The sequence below is a fragment of the Desulforhopalus sp. IMCC35007 genome (assembly GCF_005116575.1).
GTDB lineage: Bacteria > Desulfobacterota > Desulfobulbia > Desulfobulbales > Desulfocapsaceae > Desulforhopalus_A.
Genome location: NZ_SWCN01000003.1, coordinates 153,182 through 171,259, shown reverse-complemented (window position 1 = coordinate 171,259; position 18,078 = coordinate 153,182). Strand labels below are relative to the sequence as shown.

Genomic DNA, 18,078 nt, shown 5'->3' with positions numbered 1-18,078 from the left:
AGACAACTCACAACAATGAAATCCATGAACAATAGGAAAAAAGAGGTCCTAGACGTTTTGGTGGTGGTTGATGGCAGACCTGGACACGAAAAACAGTCTTTTGGCATCATTAAGGCCCTGGGAAATAGAGTTAAGGTAAACACCTTTGTGGTGGATATCTCTAAAAAAAAATTTTTCCAACAACTGAAAAGTTACGGGACCTTTTTTTTTTCACTCCCACCAGGCGAAATAACCCTGCCGGACCATGCTGATCTTGTAATCGGTACAGGAACAAGAACTCACAGCACTGTTTTAAATCTTAAAAAATATTTTAAGATACCTGCTGTCACCTGTATGACACCGAGTTTGCATTTTCGTAAATATTTTGATGTATGTTTTGTCCCTGAACATGATAATTGCACAGCGCGAGCCAATTATTTTTTCACCTATGGGGCCCCAAACACCTCCACTGACAAGAGAAAACACAGCGAGGAAAAAGGCCTTATTGTCCTTGGAGGCGTGGATGCTAAAAGCCATGACTGGAACCACAAGGACATCACAGATAAAATCACAAAAATCATTTTCACTGAAAAAAATATTCAGTGGATTGTTTCTTCTTCCCCCCGTACCCCCGCACCAACGGCAGCAGTACTAGCCGAGATAGCAAGAACTGCTGACAATGCTGAATTTTTTGATTATAAGGATACGGCCAAAGGCTGGATCGAAGAACAATATGACTCCTGTGCAAGGGTATGGGTCACAACAGATTCAATCTCCATGCTGTATGAAGCGTTGTCGTCTGGTTGCCGGGTATACGTGCTCACCATGCCGTGGAAAGATGGTGGCAATAAATTTAAAAAAAATGAAGAACTGCTGATAAAAAAAGGCCTTGTAACACCATATTCCTCCTGGGAGAAAGGCAAAGTCGACCAGAGTATAAACACAATTAAACTCAATGAAGCACAGCGATGTGCTGATCATATATTGCAAACATGCTGGCAAGAAAATTAACGGTAGTACAGATTCTTCCGGAACTGGAAGAAGGAGGAGTAGAAGGCGAGACTGTCGATCTTGCCAGCTATCTTGCACGAAATGGGCACCGCTCTATTGTTATTTCAGGGGGAGGGCGTCTCGTCAAGCAACTGGAAGATGCGGGATGTATCCATGTGCAATGGGATTTTATCGGCGAGAAAAGCCTGCGCTGCCTCCAATACATACTAAAACTAAAAAAATTCCTTATTCAGGAGAAGGTTGATATTCTTCACCTGCGCTCTAGGTTGCCTGCCTGGATCGGCTATCTTTCTTGGAAATTGATTCCGGAACATCAAAGGCCTTCACTTTTCACAACGTTTCATGGTTTCTATTCTGTTAACTCCTACTCTTGCATCATGACCAAAGGGCAGACCGTTGCTGCCGTGTCAGAGACAATCCGTGAACACATTCTGAAAAATTACAAGGTAGATCCTCGTAAAATTCAACTGGTATATGGTGGGTTTGATACGCAGGAGTTTTGCAGAAGCGGGGTGAGTGAAGACCGGGTAGAGGCCCTTCGTACGAAATGGCTTGTCGGATATGAAAACAAACCTGTTATCGTTTTACCGGGACGTCTCACCTTGTGGAAGGGACAGGATGTTTTGATAGATGCACTAGCACGTCTTGGTAATTACGACTTCGTCTGTCTTCTAGTTGGAGATACCGAAGAAAATCCATCCTTTACCAAAAAACTTCGAGACCGAATTAACATCCATGGCCTGGCCAATAAAGTTCTGATGGTTGGACATTGTGTGGATATGCCCGCAGCATTACTGCTCGCAGATGTAGTTGTTTCTGCCTCATCAACCCAACCGGAAGCTTTTGGTAAGGTTGCAATAGAAGCGATGGCTATGGAAAAGCCCGTCATTGCTACATCCCATGGCGGAAGTCTTGAAACTATTATTGACGGCAAGACGGGCTGGCTTGTACCTCCGCTGTGTCCTGAAATCCTCGCCAAAGCAATTGTTGAAGCAATTGAAGCGCCAGACAAGTGTAAGGAGTTTGGTCAAAATGGACGTCAGCACGTTTTGAACAACTTTACTGCATTAAGGATGTGCGAGAAAACCGTACAGTTGTATCAGGAACTCTACAAAGTCAACACCTTCACAGATGAGCAGAAGATCTGTGTCATGCAGTTGCTGCCCGAACTCAACAGCGGTGGTGTTGAACGTGGCACCCTGGAAATGGGACGCTTTCTTGTTCAAAAACATCATAGTTCTATCGTTGTCTCAGGTGGTGGCCGTCTCGTCGATGAACTGGAAGCGGAGGGGAGCCTGCATATCAAGAAATCAATTGGCTCAAAATCACCCCTGGCTCTGGCTCATATCTGGCCGATGAGAAGAATGTTGAAAAAACATAAGGTTGACGTTCTCCATCTCCGTTCCCGAATGCCTGCCTGGGTTGGCTATATTGCCTGGCTTTCTATTAAGAAAAGCAAAAGGCCTCTTCTTGTCACTACGTTTCATGGATTTTACTCTGTAAATGCCTATTCAAAGATAATGACCAAGGGGGAGGGGGTGATTGCCGTTTCGGAGAGTATAAAAAAGCACATAAAGGAGAATTACCAAAGAGAGCATGATGTTCGTCTGATTTTCCGTGGTGTGGAAATTGATTCTTTTACCCCATCAAAAGTGGAGGAAGCGCGGGTGGACCGGTTGAGGGATCAATGGAACGTTACGGAAAACAAGCAGGTAATAATGCTTCCTGGCCGATTGACTCGCCTGAAGGGGCAGGAAGTATTTTTACGAAGCTTACGTGCGGTGACCAATACCAATTATCAGGCAATTCTGGTAGGGGATACCGAAGATAACCCTGGCTATACCGCAGAACTTAAAGAGATCATTCGAGCCAACAATCTGCAAAACTACGTCAAGATGGTTGGCCACTGTAGTGATATGCCTGCAGCCTTTATGATTGCAGATATTGTTCTCTCGACTTCTTCCCTTGAGCCGGAAGCCTTTGGTCGCACTACCGTTGAGGCGATGGCGATGGGTTGTCCGGTAATTGTTACCGGCCATGGTGGCAGCCTGGAAACGGTTCTGCCAGGAGAAAACGGCTGGATTGTTAAGCCGTCAGATATAGCCGAACTGGCTCAAGCCATTGACGCAGCTCTTTTAACATCTCCTGAGAGGTTAAAAGAGATAGGAGAAAATAACCAGAGACGCGTCATGGAAAAATTTACGGCGAGCGCCATGTGTGAACAGACGTTTTCTTTTTATGAAGAGTTGCTTGGGAAAAAAGCAGGGCACGCCTGAGCCTTCTGTGGCAGGTTTTACTCCCGGCTGCTGAAATGCTTTTCCATGAAAACGCATTCCTTCGGTGAAAGGTCATATTTTAATATGACCTTTTGCAGTATCTCATTTTGTTTTTCCACTCCTTTTACCTCAAGTTCTTCTGAATATTCTTTTATCGCCTTGATGATTTTATCCCCTGGTGGATAGATGGACTTAGATGACACCGTGACATCTCCTTTATATGTTTTTATAGGCTGAGCGGTTTGAGGATAATCGCGCCAAGGGGTGGGATGCTCATTACAGTATGAAATCTGCCCTGAGCATATGGCAGGTTGATCGCCTCAACTGTTGTTTGTTCTTGTACCCCCGCCCCACCGTAGCAGGCGTCATCTGAACAGAAGATGCGCTGATAGCTGCGGTTTGTTGGAAGAGGCACCTTATAATCTGTATGGGTCTGTGGGGTGAAATTGAATATGCAAACCAGGTGATCATCTGGATTGCGGCCATACCTGCAAAACGAGATTATAGAATTATCGCGGTCTTCAAGATCCAGCCAGGAAAAACCTTCATTGCTGTTGTCGAGCTCCCAGAGAGCAGGGTTATCGATGTAAAGTTTATTCAGGGTGGCCAGGCATTTCATCAGTTGTACATGCTGTGGGAATTCCAGTAGATGCCAGTCTAGACTCTGCTTGCAATACCATTCTGACCATTGGCCGAATTCTGAGCCCATGAAGAGTAGTTTCTTCCCAGGATGCATCCACATCAGGGAGAACAGAAGACGAAGGTTGGCAAACTTCTGCCAATCATCTCCTGGCATTTTTGCTAAGAGCGAATTCTTCCCATGAACCATTTCATCGTGGGATAAGGGCAGAATGAAGTGCTCTGAAAATGCGTATATAATAGAAAACGTAAGTTTGTTATGGTGGTATTTTCTATAAATCGGATCTTTCTCAAAATAGTCGAGGATGTCGTTCATCCAGCCCATATTCCATTTATAATTAAAACCAAGCCCGCCTTCTTCGGCAGGTCTTGAGACCCCGTAAAAACTTGTAGATTCTTCTGCAATCATGAGACGATCCGGGTGGAGCTGTGCTACAATAGAATTCAGATGTCGAATAAATTCAATGGCTTCAAGGTTTTCTCTCCCCCCGTAACTGTTTGGTATCCAGTCGCCATCATTGCGTGCATAATCGAGATAGAGCATCGAGGCCACAGCATCCACACGTAAACCGTCAATATTGTATTTATCAAACCAGAACAGAGCATTAGAGATCAGGTAATTACTGACTTCATTGCGCCCATAGTTGTAAATATAGGTGCCCCACTCAGGATGTGACCCGAGCCGATGATCTTCATGTTCGTAAAGGGGAGTTCCATCAAAAAAGCCGAGGCTGTGGTCATCTTTTGGAAAATGGGCAGGTACCCAATCAAGTATTACTCCGATATTATTGCAGTGGCATTTGTCCACAAACTGCATAAATTCTTGAGGCGTACCATATCTGCTGGTGATGCTGAAGGGTGCAGTTACCTGGTAGCCCCAGGATTCATCAAGGGGGTGCTCCATCACTGGCATAAGCTCTATATGGGTAAATCCCATTTCTACAACGTAGGGAATAAGTTTGTCTGCCAGCTCAAGATAGGTTAGAAAACGTTGAGCATCTTTGGGATCTCTTTGCCATGACCCGGGATGGACTTCGTAGATAGATAAAGGCCGTTTGTGTTGCGGTGTTGTTTTGCGGGTATCATTCCATTGTTGATCATTCCAGGTATAGCCTGAAAGGGAATGCACTACAGAGCCTGTCTGCGGGCGGAGTTCACCATAAAACTGGTAAGGGTCGGCCTTTTCCCTGTATAGACCATATTTCCCTAAAATCGCGTATTTGTAAATCTCACCTTCTGTGAGATGTGGAATGAAGAGTTCCCATATACCTGAGGCCCCAAGGCTTCGCATTTGATGAACCCGTTTATCCCAGTAGTTAAAATTGCCGATAATTGAAATGGCTTGGGCATTAGGGCTCCAGATTCTGAAGATGACACCGCTGATGTTATTGATCGTCGCCGTGTGTGATCCAAGGTGATTATAAATTTTGTAGTTGGTTCCCTTATTGAAAAGAAAGCGATCCTGCTCACCGAGTTGCACTGTAAAACGGTAGGTGTCATTTATTCGTCTGCTTATCCCATTGGCGTAATGGATTTCGTACTGGTAGTTGAAAGGATCCAGGTACGGGTCAACAAGCTCACTGGTTGGAATTGTCAGAACAAACATTCCCTCATCATGGGTTCGTTGCATTGGTCGCAGTTGCTGATCAACGGCAAGAAACACTTTTTCAGCATTGGGTTGAAATGTCCGAAGGGTAACGCTCTGTTCTTTGTCGTCATTAAAATGGGCACCAAGATATTGAAAAGGGTCATGGTGGCAACAGTTGAGAATCCTCGTGGCGTGGGTCATGGTCTCACTCGTTAGTAAATAGTGAAAGTACAAGAAGAATGGAATATGTATCTATAGTAGAGCAAAGCATGTTCTTTGTCATGGTCATTTTTCTATAAGCTGTTCTTTGGCAAAGAAATGAAGGAACGTGGTCTGTCTGCTTGACCTGGTCAATGACATTTTGGTAAAATAAGATGTGGGTAGAGAATAAATGAAATAACCAAAAAAGAGTGCAACAAAAAATTATGGAACAGAACACTCAGGATTTTACATCACTTGCAGGTAAATTTCTTATTTCGACACCGCAAATGCCGGATCCCAGATTTGCGGAGCATGTGATCTATATTTGTGCGCACAGCGCTGAAGGAGCAATGGGTGTTGCCGTCAATCAACCCAATCTATCTATTCCACTGGCTGAGATTTTACAAGGGATCCAACTTCCTGTGCCGGACAAAGAGCTTCCTCCTGTCCATATTGGCGGTCCGGTTGATCTTGAATCCGCTTTCATACTCTTTTTTTCAGATTATCGCACCCAACACAAAATTGATGTGAGTGAGACGGTTTCGCTCACCAGAGAAACCAAGGTGTTAGAAGACATTGCCCATGGTATGGGGCCTGATAAGTATCTTTTTATACTCGGCTACACAGGCTGGGGGCCCGGCCAGCTTGAAGAAGAACTGGTAGAAAAAGGCTGGTTGACGGTCCCTGCCAATGATGAAATCATCTTTCAGATGAGTGACGAACTCAAATGGAAGGCCGCAGCAATGCAGTTTGGTATCGATATATCTCTTTATGAAGATGAGATTGGCTACGCTTAGTATCTATATTTCATCATCGTTTTACGTGCATTGCAACTCCTAGCCGTGTATACTTCCTCCCCTCAATGAATCAACTCTTTTTTGTTCACTTTTTACTCTTAGGTATACGATGGATACAGTTGAAAAAATATTCTCATGCACGAGGTGTGGTTACTGTTGTCATGGGGAAACCACAGTCTCTTTGGACAAGGACGATCAGACACGTATGGTTGAGGTCCTTGGGGAGGAGCGTGAGGTCGTTGAAAAAACATTCTGGCGGGTGACTGCGGGAGTGGTGCAGATGAAGGTAACAGACGGTCATTGCATCTTTTTTGATGACGGCTGTAAAGTCCATAAAGGCCGGCCGTGGCGATGCGCGCAGTGGCCGCTTCATCCATCTATTCTTATTGATGAAAATAATTTTCATTCCATAGCTGAGTCCTGTCCAGGGATTAAGGTCGAAGTCGGTTATGCAGAGTTTTGTAGAGTCTTGAAAGGGCTTATGGCAAAATCAAAAATATCCTGCTAGAAAATTCCTGTTTTTGCCATTGTGTCAGGGGAAAATATTACCTGAAAATTGTATTCTTTGTTTTGAGCTTTTTAATTTGATTGTATTTTCAAAATGATACACCAGGCACTCGCAATATTCAGGTATTAATTTAATGAAACACGAACTGCTTTTTATCGGGAAAACCAAAGACCGTTTTATCCAGGACGGCATACAAGAATACAGTTCTAGGCTCAGTCATTACACTAATTTCAATATTACGACGCTTAAAGATAAAAGCACTTCTAAAAATAAAAGTGCCCTGGAAAGCATTGAAGCTCAAGGCAAACTTCTACTCGATGCCGTGCCGCAAGGGGCACTCATTGTTGCTCTGGACTCAAGGGGGCAGCAATTCACCTCTGAGCTTTTTTCTCAAAAAATCGTTGATTGGGAGATAAGTGGGACAAAGCAGATAAATTATCTGATCGGAGGTCCGGATGGTATTGCTGATGTTGTTTTAAAGTCCGCCACTCTGGTGCTCTCATTTTCTAAAATGACATTTACTCACGACATGGTGAGAATGTTGCTTGTTGAACAGCTCTATAGGGCCTATACCATTAAAAATGGAGAGAAATACCATAAGTAAAGGGTAGTGGGTGCAGTACATTGTCGGTTGGGTATGTGGTAATGTCTTCGTTGTGGCTCTAGCACAGTTGCAGCCCTGTTTTAGATTATGAGATAAATATCGTAACGGCTACTTTTCATTTTTATCTGATACGAAACGTTCTCAGTTGTCAGGGTAGGTGCCTGACGTGGACGTTTTACTACTACTCTTTTCCGCGCTTTCAATTTTGCAAGCTCCAGAAGATGCTCGCTGTCACTGTCGTCACCCACTATGGCGCGGATGATCCGCATGCTCTGTTTGTTGAGGGCTGAGCCACTATCGTGGGGATACATTGGATCGAGATAGACTGTATCGAATTCCTTTTCCTGTCCAGTTGACAGAGAAAAACTACTTTGGTGAATAAAGGTAACCCGTTCTTCGACTATTGGTTGCGTTTGCCTGTGCATGAGGGCACGATCCAGTCCATCCTGAAGAAGTGCTGCAATAACAGGGTTTCTCTCAAACAGGGTCACCCGGCAGCCCAGAGACGCCAGGACAAAACTATCCCCGCCAAGGCCTGCTGTCGCATCAAGTACCGTAGGTCGGACACCTGGTTTTATTCCTGCAGCTTTTGCCAGGGGTTGCTTTATGGAGGCGTCGTTAAGTCTTCTGTAACCATTTTTTCCATGAATAAAATCGACAAAGAGAAGCGTCTGGCATTTCTTTTTTTTCTGGTCATAGCAGACAAGTTCCAGCCCGTTTACTGTGTAACAGAGAATGTATTCGGTCGTGGATTCTGCAGGAGAAAGGTAAAAAGGGAGCTGGAGTTTTATTGCCAGTTCTTCGGCTTTTTGTAGAAATGTTGTTGTTTTTATTGTAGATGAAACAGAAGTGTTCATTGGCAGTTTCATGACTTTGGGCATACTCCCCGATAATGATTTATTTATTTAACCATCGTTTGATTTTCTATATAAAAACATTGAGTGAATCATGCATAAAGAAAAACCAAAAGTAGTTGCAATTATTCCCGCACGATACGACAGCAATAGATTTCCCGGCAAACCCCTGGCTCTCATTAATGGAAAGCCGATGATACAGCATGTAGTAGAAAGAGCAAGTGGGGTGCAGATATTATCGAGGGTGGTTGTTGCCACCGATGACTCGCGAATCGCTGATTGCGTTAAAGGGTTTGGTGGTGAATGCGTGATGACCAGAAGCAATCATGTTTCCGGCTCAGACAGACTCGCGGAAGCGGCTGAACTGCTGAAAATTTCAGAACATGATGTTGTTGTAAATGTTCAGGGGGATCAGCCACTTTTCCCGGAGGAGGTGATCAAACAGGTTGCTCAGCCTCTTCTTGATGACCCCGCACTTCCCATGTCGACTCTTATTTACAAGATTGTACGCCAGGAAGAAATACATGATCCTAACCATGTTAAGACCGTATTTGATAAAGATCACTATGCATTGTACTTCTCAAGGTCTCCAATTCCTTTTCAGCGAAACCCTGACGAGAGGAATAAACCAACCTATTATAAACATCTCGGTTTTTATGCTTACCGAAAAGGTTTTCTGCTCTCCTTTGTTGCTCTCAGGGAAGGGGAGTGGGAGAGGTTTGAAAAGTTAGAACAATTACGTGCGCTTGAATATGGTTACAAGATAAAGGTAACCATTACAGAACACGATTCCATAGAGGTCGACACCCCTGAGGATCTCAAAAGAGTCGAAGAGTTTTTGCAGAACAACAAATAAGATTACGGTTTCACCAGAAGAAATGGATACCGATCAAACGTTAATTTTTTCTATTCTAGGGGGCCCTTGCAGAAACACACCATAGAAGAGCTCAAACAGATCAGTTATTCTCCACTTGATTTGTTGCCGCAAAAAAATCTTCGGGAAAAACTCGTCGACCTTGTGATCCAGGGTGTGCCTGATGGAATACACCCTGAAGCAAAAGGTGTTCTTGGTATTTTACGGCAAAACCTCATTGGAACCAGTGCAGATGATGCCAAGGTTGTTATCTTTGGCGGGGGGACAGGTCTGTCTAACATCCTGGGGGGAGACTCCAGGCGGCCTGACTGGCTGGAGTCTCCTTTTTGTGGTCTTAAAAAGATGTTTCTCCACACAAGATCCATTGTTTGTATAACAGATAATGGAGGCTCTACAGGGGAATTACTCAAAGATCTGCCTTTGATTGCCATTGGTGATATTCGTCATGTTCTTCTCTCTTCCATTCAACTCTGTAATCTCCAGAGAAAATACAGTCTTGATGACTCTGCAGCCCAAAAAACAGTGGCTGTGGTTTCGTCTCTTTTTAATCTTCGTTTTTCAGCGTCTCTTGTAAAAGAGAATTCACAACTTGTTGAATGTCTTGATAAATTACGATTCCTGCCTACCCCTTTAGAAAATTACTTAAAGTTTTTAGTTAAATTTCTATTTGAAGACAAGAGGCTGGAAACAACAAGAAAACGGTCACACTGTATGGGCAACTTACTTTGTGCTGCTGCCATTCTAAGGGAGATGCCCGGTGATATAAGCTTTGACAGCGGATTTCCAGAAACCGCAATGAACGAAGCGGTGTTTTCCGGTCTTAATTCCCTTGGTGTCGTTTTAGGCTGTAGTCCCCATGCTGTATTACCCTGTACTCCGACGCCTGCACAACTTCGTGTGAGATACATAAATGGGGTTGAAATAACAGGAGAGCACAAACTCAGTGTCGTAAAAAGGGGGGTGCCTATTGACAGAATTGAGGTTGATTACTGTAACAAACCGTTTGTCTATCCGGAAATGCTGGAAGCGATAGAAAATGCTGATATCATAGTATTTGCCCCGGGAAGTCTTTACTCTTCAATCATCCCTGTATTAAAAGTGCCTGGGCTTGCCGATGCAGTCAGGAAAAATCAAAAGGCACTCAAAGTCCTTGTCTCAAATCTCTGGGTCCAGAGCGGTGAAACGGATCTTTCAAATGTTGACCCGGATAGAAAATTCCATGTTTCTGACATGATCGATGCCTATGAGAAAAATATTCCAGGAGGAACTGCTGGCTTATTTAAAGAGATTCTCTGTGTTTCTTTAAAGGACATTCCCGCTTCAATTATTCAGCGCTACGCCGTTGAAGGCAAGGTTCCAATTTATCTTGATCAGGAAAATCTCATAAAAAGAAATTATTATCCTGTGGAGTGTGATATTTTTTCCAAAGCGGCACTCAGTCAGCACGGCGTCATCCAGCATGATCCTGGTCGACTGGCACTTGCAGTGAAAGGGCTGTACAGCGGAAAAGAACATTTCGATTATGAATATAATGCTGTTTTAGAAAATACCTGCAGAATAGAACAGGGTAATCGTAAAGGAAATGAACTCTCATACTGCCTCTATCCCTGTAAAAAGTTTGCGGCAATTGAACAGAGACTTGAAGACTTAAATGTGCGTTTTATAGGGGCCGCTCAGGGGCATACTGACAAGCAGATCAAAAAAACAATAGGGGAGATATTATGGGATCACTCGGTTATTCCCGTATCCCATCTGAGGTTTTTTACTGATATTCATTGTATTTCGCCTGAAAACTGGAACCGTGATCAAAAATGGGATAATGTATTCTCATTTTTCGATCTGGAGGATCGGTGTATTAAAATCAGAACCGATCAAATATCTTCGAGAAGGAACCTGGAAATCGGTCTTATGATAGCCCTGGGGGAATCTCTTCTCGGTAATTATGCAAAATCAAAGGTCATGCATGAGGTGATTCAGGAGGCCTTGCACCTTGGTCGGGTCTACCATCTGCAACTTCATGAAGCAGAAAATCGGCACTGTTATTTCACCAACGAGCAACTCAAACATTTCTTGCTGTTATCGAGAATGTGTCCCACTGAAAATGAAAAGCACTATACTCGGCTCATAAACCGCAATGAGGGCTTCACTCCCCCAGGACTCCTGATGGGTTTAATGTATGCGTGGTATATCGATAATAGATTTGCCTCTCATATTGAGTATAAAATGTCAGTATTGAAAATTAACAGAAGCGGTCTTATTCCCGAACAACTGAAAATGGCTTCTCGACGGCGAGATATGATACAATTTTTCAGAGATGTTGTATTTGCAAGACCGACAACTGATCTTTTTTGAACAAACGGACAATTAAAATGAAAATTCTCATTATTGATGATGATTCTCGCATTAGAAATCTGTTTCGACTCTGGCTTGAGAGAGAGGGGTATGAGGTTTTTGAGGCCGAAAACGGTCTGGAAGGAATGCGGATACTGAGAAGCTCTGAAATCGATCTCCTCATCTGTGATCTGATCATGCCGGTTCAGGAAGGAATTGAGACAATCACCCAGGTGAAACATGAATTTCCCGATATCGGCATTATCGCAATTTCCGGCGGCGGGAAGATAGGCCCTGACTCCTATCTCAGTGTTGCAGAACATCTCGGAGCCTGGCGGATTTTCACAAAACCCATAGATATGAGACTCATGATTGAAACCATTCAGGAATGGAGAGAGGTCAAATAACGGTGGCTCAAGGGGAAGATATGAAAACAAAGGTTCTGGCGGTTGATAATAATCCTGTACTTCTGCAGGCGATCTCTACAATTCTTGATCAGGAAGGCTGTGAGGTTCGTAGTGCTGGAACGGGGCTTGAGGCACTGGAAATTCTAGACGGGTTCATTCCGGACATACTGTTTACTGATCTCATCATGCCAAGGGTCAGTGGCGAGCAACTCTGTCGTGTTGTCCGCAGTTCGGCAAAATATGCCGATGTTTTCATTGTCGTTCTATCTGCCATTGTGGTTGAGGATAGAGAGCGGATACAAAAAGAAGTCGAATGCGATCTTTGTATTGCCAAAGGCAATCTCAAAGAAATACGATTGGAACTTCAAGGGGCTCTTGAGGCGTATAAGCACCGGAGCGTGAACGGCGGTAATCCTCAGAACTCCTCTCCCCGGATTCCAAAAGGTTTAAAATCTTCTAAAGTCGCAGCCGAACTGCTGCTGGAGCAGAAACACCACAAAGAGATACTCTCAAACCTGAGTGAAGGTATCCTGGAAATTACCCAGGATGGAAAAATTGTCAGTGTAAATACCTCGGCCTGTCAGATTCTTAACCGCCGGGAAGAAATGCTCACAGGTGCTAAATTATGTAAAGCACGGGATTGGGGTTATTTTGAGGCGGATATTAATCGTTGGGTAGAAAATGAATTGCTGGGTGGGGGGCTGAAACCGTTTCATATTTATGAGGATAACCCTCTCTCTATAAATGATAGAATCGTTACTGCATCACTTCTGCCCGTTGTTGAAAACGAATCGATATTTGGACTTTGCATTTTTCGTGACATTACCCGTCAGTTTAAAGCGGAGCAATATAGCAAAGAACTTGATGATGCTATAAAACTCGCAAAAAAAATGGATGCAATGAGTTGCATGGCAGGTGGCATGGCTCATGATTTCAATAATCTGCTCACAGTAATTTGCGGGAATCTTGATATTGTTTCTATAGCAAATAAAAGAAATGATTTTGAAGTCACAATGAAACTCATCGAGCAGGCGAGAAAAGCCGCACTTATCGCAGTTGATCTGACTCGACAAATCTCTTGTTTTTCTAATTTTGGAATCGTTAGCCGTAAAGAAAAGAGTCTCCATACAACCGTTGAAACCATAGCCTATACATATTTTCAGAAAAACGGAGGGGAGTATGACCTCTTGCTTAACACGACGGATTGTGTTGTCAGTATGGATTCTGAGGAAATTCGTGTGGCAATTGAAAATGTTTTACAAAACGCACAGGAATCATCTGATAACGGGAAGATATGGATAAATGTTTCGAAAGTTACCTTAACAAAACCGGAGCTGATTTCAGGACAATATATCCCCGCTGGTTCCTATGGCAAGATTGAAATTAAAGATTCCGGAAAAGGTATAGACAAGGAATCCCTGTTTAAGGTGTTCGACCCTTATTATTCCACCAAGGAAAGAGGCATTGTCAAAGGGATGGGACTTGGTCTGACCATCGTTTACGCGACCCTGAGAAACCATGGCGGCCATATCGTTGTAAGCTCAACAGAAGGGCATGGTACCGTCGTGTCACTTTATTTACCTGTTTTTTTGCAGACGGGTGAAATGTCTCAGGGATTGTCCCAAGCTGAGCCGCAAAGATCGGTTCTGCTCATTGATCCAGATTATCAGATGCGTGAAATCGGAACAATTATGTTGACGTATCTTGGATTTGAAGTTACAGGCGTTGCAAACAGTTGTGAGGCAACCCTGGAATTACAAAAACAAGTCCATGAGAGTAAGCCGCCGTCTCTTGTGATTCTCGACATATCGGGCCTGAACCAGGAGTCTCCGGTTGACTGTTGCCGGATTTTCAAACAGCTTGTCCCATCTCTCCAGGTCATTGCAATGAGCGGAACTATACTGGATCCGATCATTGAGAATTGTCAGGAATATGGCTTTGCCAATAGCCTGTCGAAACCGTATTCAATGGATAGTCTTAGGCATATTGTGAACAGCGTTTTGTACGTATAGCCTAAATTTCACATCTCAAACACGAGAAGATACTTTTAGTTATTTTATCATGTTAGTCTATTATTTAGGTATAACACTATTTACGCCTCCAGCTCCCGCCATTCATCACCAGAATTCCCGCCATAAAGACGGGCACCCCCGCAAAAGCCTGGTTCCAGTGAAGTAGGATCAGACCTGACAGGCAGAGAAGCACCCCGATTGAAACTTTATTCATAACCTCCTCTCAGCACAAAGATTGTACTGCCTTCCATTGAGCGTTAAGTTTTTTTTGTGAAACAGACATGATACCTCTGATTTCCGGAGAAAAAAGTACCAGTCGGTATTCATTTATCATCGTCTGAAAGTGCTCTATCTCCTTTCTCGCCTCTGGAGAAAGAACAGTTTTTCTCGACTTTACTTCATCAAGCTGATTGAGGTAAGGGGTAAGCTGCAGTGCTTTTTGACGGTCCTTTTCTGGATCGACATAAAATCGTTCCAGACGTACCATTAATCCTCGGAGATACCTCTCAGTAGCCTGGGGCTCAAAGGCCACCTTGTCTTTTAAAAAAGATAAGGGAAAAACTGCTTCAAGGGCTTCATAAAATTCATCCTGAGATGTAGGGAGTCTGTGCCCTTTTTGGCGACTTTTGCTGTAGGTCTCTTCTATGGCGCTTGCGACCTCACGGCGTTGTCGCAACAGGGTCATTGTCGACTGGGCAATTTCCTGTCCTTTTTTAAAAAATCCAGCCTCTTTTACTTCACCTATGTGCTGCTGAAATTGTTCCTCGGTAATGATTCCATTGCCAACATCTGGAAAGAGGCCGGTTAGAATAAAGTCGAGAAATAAATCGGTTAATTCTTTCTTACTTGATGCAAGTGACATAAGTTGCAGAGTGGAAGGGCCGGAGAGGATCGTTGTACAGAGCTTTTTTAAAGCCTTGTAAGGCTCTGTGAACTGCAATCGGAAAAGCAGAAGATGTCCCTGTACGTTAATGGTTTGAGCTTTACGATAATCCGCAATAAAGATAATTTTCACTGACCCTTTCTCCGGTTGAGCCTGTAGTGCGGGGTAGAGTATTTCAATCGCTGTCCCCTCTCTGTCTCTTAGAGTGACTTCCTGTGGTAGACCTTTGAAATTCCAGGTGGTGTGTTCTGTATTATTCCATCTGCTGAGCGCTTTGTTGGGTTCTGTCGATTGCCGACTTACCTTATGTCGGGTTTGTTTTTCGTGGGATGTTTCTATTAAAGCCCTAAGGTTCCTGCCGTTAAAACATTCCTGGCCCTTCTCGTCTATGAGAACAAATCGAGGGGTGATGTGGAGGGGAAGATCCGAAGGCCAATCTGATCTGTTGATCTGAAAGCCAAATAATTTAAGGATAGAACTCTCTAATTTGGGGTAGAGAGTCCCTGAACCAAACTCGAGGTCATCAAGGATACGGTTGACGGAATCACTGACCGGCACCAGTTTTTTTCTGAGACTTTTGGGCAGTGCCTTGAGAAGAAAAAGCAGTTTTTCTCGAAAAAGGCCAGGTACAAGCCAGTCAAATCTTTCAGGAGCAGCTGTTGTCGCAATACCAATTGGCAGGCGAAAGGTCACACCATCACTTTCATCACCGGGGGTAAAATTATATTCAATTGCAACGGCTATACTGCCAATCTGCATGGTTTGTGGAAAATCCGCAAGTTCGTTCTCATCCAGGCTTCTCATGACGATGTCCTCGTCGCTCATGAGCAACCGAGCTGGATTTTTTTGTTTTTTGAGAAAACGATTGAGACTTGGCTGATCACAGACATAATCAGGTAGAGCAGAGTCGTAAAATTTAAAGAAATTGAAATCTTCTGCTACAATATTTCTGACCCGCAGTTTTTCTTCGGATTGTTTCCAGGCGTTAATCCGGTTTAGATTTTTTTTCAAAAACATGTAGTTACCGTTTAATTCACCTTCAACCAGAGCACTGTGGATAAAAATGTCCCGGGCTTCTTTGATGTTTTTGGAACTTCGCTGCGGAAAATTAACAAGTCGACCTGAATGCAGAAACAGTCCAAAGAGTGAAACAGTTTCTTCGGCGACGACGGTCCCCGATTTCTTCTTCCAGTGAGGATTGCTCCATGCGTATTTGCAGAGCATTCCTGCAACCGGTTCAATCCACTCCAGCGAGATAGAGGCTACATTGATTGCATATAACCGGTTGGTTTCAATAAAAGATCCACAGAGCACCCATTCATTATTTTTATTAAACTGTCCAGAACCAGGAAAGATCATGAACTCCTTATTATGGGTTCCCTGATAGATTTTTCCCTCTTTTTTCTTGGCAAGATTGCGCAGGAATCCCGAAAGGAGTGATTTATGGATCTGCTCGTAACCTGCAGTATTGTCGTTGAAACTGAATTGCTTGCGTTTTGAGATAATGCGTGAAAGTTGTTCGTGTAAATCAAACCACTCCCGCATTCTTTGAAATGAGAGATAGTTCGTCTTGCAGAATTTTTTTAGAAAAGACCATGATCTTTTAGTCTCATTACTGTCATGAAAACTCTGCCAGATATTGAGCAAGGTGGAAAAATCGGAATGTTGATGTGCAAATGCACTGTGGGCCTGATCCGCTTCATTTTCCAGTTCCGCAGGTCGCATTCTCGGGTCCTGGATTGCAAGAGCCGCTGAGATAATGGTTATCTCTTTGAGGCAATTGTTGTCGTTTGCCTCTATTATTATTCTGGCGATACATGGATCAATGGGAAGATCCGCCATGACTTTTCCTCGGGGGGTAAGGCTCTTGTCCCGACCTATGGCTCCGAGTTCTGTTAAAAGCCTGTAACCTTCACTGATCGCATTTTTGTAGGGTGGATCAATAAAGGGAAAATCTACAGGGGCGCCAAGCTTGAGTGAAATCATCTGAAGGATGACTTCCGCAAGATTAGAGCGTTTAATTTCCGGAACAGTAAAGATATCTCTGCTGTTATAATCATCCTCGGAGTAGAGACGAATGCATAGGCCAGGTCCAATCCGGCCACAGCGCCCCTTCCTCTGGTCACAACTTGCCTGTGAAATACGACTTACCGGTAAACTGGTGGTCTTTGCCCGCACATTATAGCTGGATATTCTTGCCAGTCCGCTGTCGATGACGTACCTGATTCCCGGTACGGTAAGTGACGTTTCGGCGACATTTGTGGCAACAATGATCTTCAGATGTCCACTGTGTTGAAATATTTTCTTCTGATCGCCGGATGCCAGACGACCAAAGAGCTGTAAAATTGTTACCCCATGTAAAGAACTCTCGAGAAGTTTGCAGCACTCTCTGATATCTCTTTCCGTGGGGAGAAAAACGAGAATGTCGCCCTGAGGTCGTTTGGCGACCAGATCTTGAACAACCTCCACACAATGTTCGACGATGTTGTCTTTACCTACAGAGCTTGTGTCCTCGGGGGGCCGGTAATCAATAGTGACAGGATAGGTACGGCCTGAAACAGTGATGATCGGTGCATTACCAAAGTGTTTTGAAAAGGCCTTGGTGTCTATGGTGGCGGATGTTATAATTACTTTCAAATCAGGCCGACGATGGAGCAGTTGCTTGAGATATCCGAGGATAAAGTCTATATTCAGGCTTCTTTCATGGGCTTCATCAACTATGATGACACCGTATCGCTCAAGATGTGGATCGTTACGGGTCTCCGCGAGCAGGACCCCGTCAGTCATGAATTTGATTTTGGTGCCAGGCCCAGTTGTGTCATGAAACCGGATTTTGTAGGCAACAGTATCATCTGTGCAGCCGAGTTCTTCCGCAACCCTGGTGGAAACCGAGGTCGTCGCAATACGCCTTGGCTGGGTACAGCCAATGATACCCGTCTTTTCTGGAAATGCCTCAAGGCACATCTTGGGGAGCTGGGTCGTTTTACCAGAGCCGGTGTCTCCAGCTAAAATAACCACCTGATGCTTTCTGATTGTCTCAATTATTCGGTCTTTTTCTTGAGATACTGGTAAATTGTCAGGGTAGTGAACATTCATGTAATTAATAAATAGATG

14 protein-coding genes are annotated in these 18,078 nt (G+C 43.9%); 9 read left to right on the top strand and 5 right to left on the bottom strand.

Features of this window, described 5'->3' with window-relative positions; all coding sequences use genetic code 11:
• The first annotated feature begins 24 nt into the window (after positions 1-24).
• On the top strand, positions 25-990 hold the full coding sequence (locus FCL48_RS04185) for an ELM1/GtrOC1 family putative glycosyltransferase (protein ID WP_169309070.1): 966 nt from the start codon (positions 25-27) through the stop codon (positions 988-990).
• Positions 972-3,266: a glycosyltransferase family 4 protein gene (locus FCL48_RS25350; RefSeq protein ID WP_240744734.1), complete on the top strand. Its 2,295-nt coding sequence runs from the start codon at positions 972-974 to the stop codon at positions 3,264-3,266. Before FCL48_RS04185 ends, FCL48_RS25350 begins: the two co-directional genes overlap by 19 nt.
• A 17-nt stretch (positions 3,267-3,283) precedes the next feature.
• Here FCL48_RS25350 and FCL48_RS04175 read toward each other — a convergent pair whose 3' ends face one another.
• Positions 3,284-3,469: a hypothetical protein gene (locus tag FCL48_RS04175; RefSeq protein WP_136870994.1), complete on the bottom strand. Its 186-nt coding sequence runs from the start codon at positions 3,467-3,469 to the stop codon at positions 3,284-3,286.
• Between the two features lie 23 nt (positions 3,470-3,492).
• Positions 3,493-5,694, bottom strand: coding sequence for a 1,4-alpha-glucan branching protein GlgB (gene glgB / locus FCL48_RS04170; RefSeq protein WP_136870993.1), 2,202 nt, complete (start codon positions 5,692-5,694; stop codon positions 3,493-3,495).
• 224 nt (positions 5,695-5,918) lie between these two features.
• Here glgB and FCL48_RS04165 point away from each other — a divergent pair, with 224 nt between their 5' ends.
• The 3 genes from FCL48_RS04165 (at position 5,919) to FCL48_RS04155 (ending at position 7,603) form a co-directional block, all read left to right on the top strand.
• The gene (locus FCL48_RS04165) at positions 5,919-6,491 is read left to right on the top strand and encodes a YqgE/AlgH family protein (RefSeq protein WP_136870992.1); all 573 of its coding nucleotides are present in this window, start codon (positions 5,919-5,921) and stop codon (positions 6,489-6,491) included.
• Positions 6,492-6,600: 109 nt separating this feature from the next.
• Complete coding sequence (locus tag FCL48_RS04160) at positions 6,601-6,999, top strand: YkgJ family cysteine cluster protein (protein WP_136870991.1); 399 nt, start codon at positions 6,601-6,603, stop codon at positions 6,997-6,999.
• A 133-nt stretch (positions 7,000-7,132) separates the two neighbouring features.
• On the top strand, positions 7,133-7,603 hold the full coding sequence (locus FCL48_RS04155; RefSeq protein ID WP_136870990.1) for a 23S rRNA (pseudouridine(1915)-N(3))-methyltransferase RlmH: 471 nt from the start codon (positions 7,133-7,135) through the stop codon (positions 7,601-7,603).
• 80 nt (positions 7,604-7,683) lie between these two features.
• Here the strand turns inward: FCL48_RS04155 and FCL48_RS04150 are convergent, their stop codons facing one another.
• On the bottom strand, positions 7,684-8,460 hold the full coding sequence (locus FCL48_RS04150; RefSeq protein WP_169309069.1) for a class I SAM-dependent methyltransferase: 777 nt from the start codon (positions 8,458-8,460) through the stop codon (positions 7,684-7,686).
• A 91-nt stretch (positions 8,461-8,551) separates the two neighbouring features.
• On the opposite strand from FCL48_RS04150, the gene kdsB reads away from it, so the two are divergent.
• From kdsB to FCL48_RS04130, 4 genes are all read left to right on the top strand, one after another.
• Positions 8,552-9,313 carry a 3-deoxy-manno-octulosonate cytidylyltransferase gene (gene kdsB, locus FCL48_RS04145; RefSeq protein ID WP_136870988.1) on the top strand — a complete coding sequence of 254 codons (762 nt, stop codon included), beginning with the start codon at positions 8,552-8,554 and terminating at the stop codon, positions 9,311-9,313.
• Between the two features lie 66 nt (positions 9,314-9,379).
• Positions 9,380-11,683: a gluconeogenesis factor YvcK family protein gene (locus FCL48_RS04140; protein ID WP_136870987.1), complete on the top strand. Its 2,304-nt coding sequence runs from the start codon at positions 9,380-9,382 to the stop codon at positions 11,681-11,683.
• Between the two features lie 17 nt (positions 11,684-11,700).
• Entirely contained in the window at positions 11,701-12,069 is a 369-nt protein-coding gene (locus FCL48_RS04135; RefSeq protein WP_136870986.1) for a response regulator, read from the top strand.
• 20 nt (positions 12,070-12,089) lie between these two features.
• A complete protein-coding gene (locus tag FCL48_RS04130; protein ID WP_169309068.1) occupies positions 12,090-14,081 on the top strand; it encodes a response regulator in 1,992 nt (663 codons plus the stop codon).
• A 76-nt stretch (positions 14,082-14,157) separates the two neighbouring features.
• Here FCL48_RS04130 and FCL48_RS24915 read toward each other — a convergent pair whose 3' ends face one another.
• Together FCL48_RS24915 and hrpA are read right to left on the bottom strand one after the other, a co-directional pair.
• Positions 14,158-14,295 carry a hypothetical protein gene (locus FCL48_RS24915; RefSeq protein ID WP_169309067.1) on the bottom strand — a complete coding sequence of 46 codons (138 nt, stop codon included), beginning with the start codon at positions 14,293-14,295 and terminating at the stop codon, positions 14,158-14,160.
• A gap of 9 nt (positions 14,296-14,304) precedes the next feature.
• Positions 14,305-18,060, bottom strand: a complete 3,756-nt coding sequence (gene hrpA / locus FCL48_RS04125; RefSeq protein ID WP_136870984.1) for an ATP-dependent RNA helicase HrpA — start codon at positions 18,058-18,060, stop codon at positions 14,305-14,307.
• Positions 18,061-18,078 lie beyond the last annotated feature (18 nt).

Excerpts from the sequence above, each read along its gene's own strand:
- FCL48_RS04185 (WP_169309070.1), top strand. The coding sequence starts at position 25 with ATGAACAATAGGAAAAAAGAGGTCCTAGACGTTTTGGTGGTGGTTGAT.
- FCL48_RS25350 (WP_240744734.1), top strand. The coding sequence starts at position 972 with ATGCTGGCAAGAAAATTAACGGTAGTACAGATTCTTCCGGAACTGGAA.
- glgB (WP_136870993.1), bottom strand. The coding sequence starts at position 5,694 with ATGACCCACGCCACGAGGATTCTCAACTGTTGCCACCATGACCCTTTT.
- FCL48_RS04165 (WP_136870992.1), top strand. The coding sequence starts at position 5,919 with ATGGAACAGAACACTCAGGATTTTACATCACTTGCAGGTAAATTTCTT.
- FCL48_RS04160 (WP_136870991.1), top strand. The coding sequence starts at position 6,601 with ATGGATACAGTTGAAAAAATATTCTCATGCACGAGGTGTGGTTACTGT.
- FCL48_RS04155 (WP_136870990.1), top strand. The coding sequence starts at position 7,133 with ATGAAACACGAACTGCTTTTTATCGGGAAAACCAAAGACCGTTTTATC.
- FCL48_RS04150 (WP_169309069.1), bottom strand. The coding sequence starts at position 8,460 with ATGAACACTTCTGTTTCATCTACAATAAAAACAACAACATTTCTACAA.
- kdsB (WP_136870988.1), top strand. The coding sequence starts at position 8,552 with ATGCATAAAGAAAAACCAAAAGTAGTTGCAATTATTCCCGCACGATAC.
- FCL48_RS04135 (WP_136870986.1), top strand. The coding sequence starts at position 11,701 with ATGAAAATTCTCATTATTGATGATGATTCTCGCATTAGAAATCTGTTT.
- FCL48_RS04130 (WP_169309068.1), top strand. The coding sequence starts at position 12,090 with ATGAAAACAAAGGTTCTGGCGGTTGATAATAATCCTGTACTTCTGCAG.
- FCL48_RS24915 (WP_169309067.1), bottom strand. The coding sequence starts at position 14,295 with ATGAATAAAGTTTCAATCGGGGTGCTTCTCTGCCTGTCAGGTCTGATC.
- hrpA (WP_136870984.1), bottom strand. The coding sequence starts at position 18,060 with ATGAATGTTCACTACCCTGACAATTTACCAGTATCTCAAGAAAAAGAC.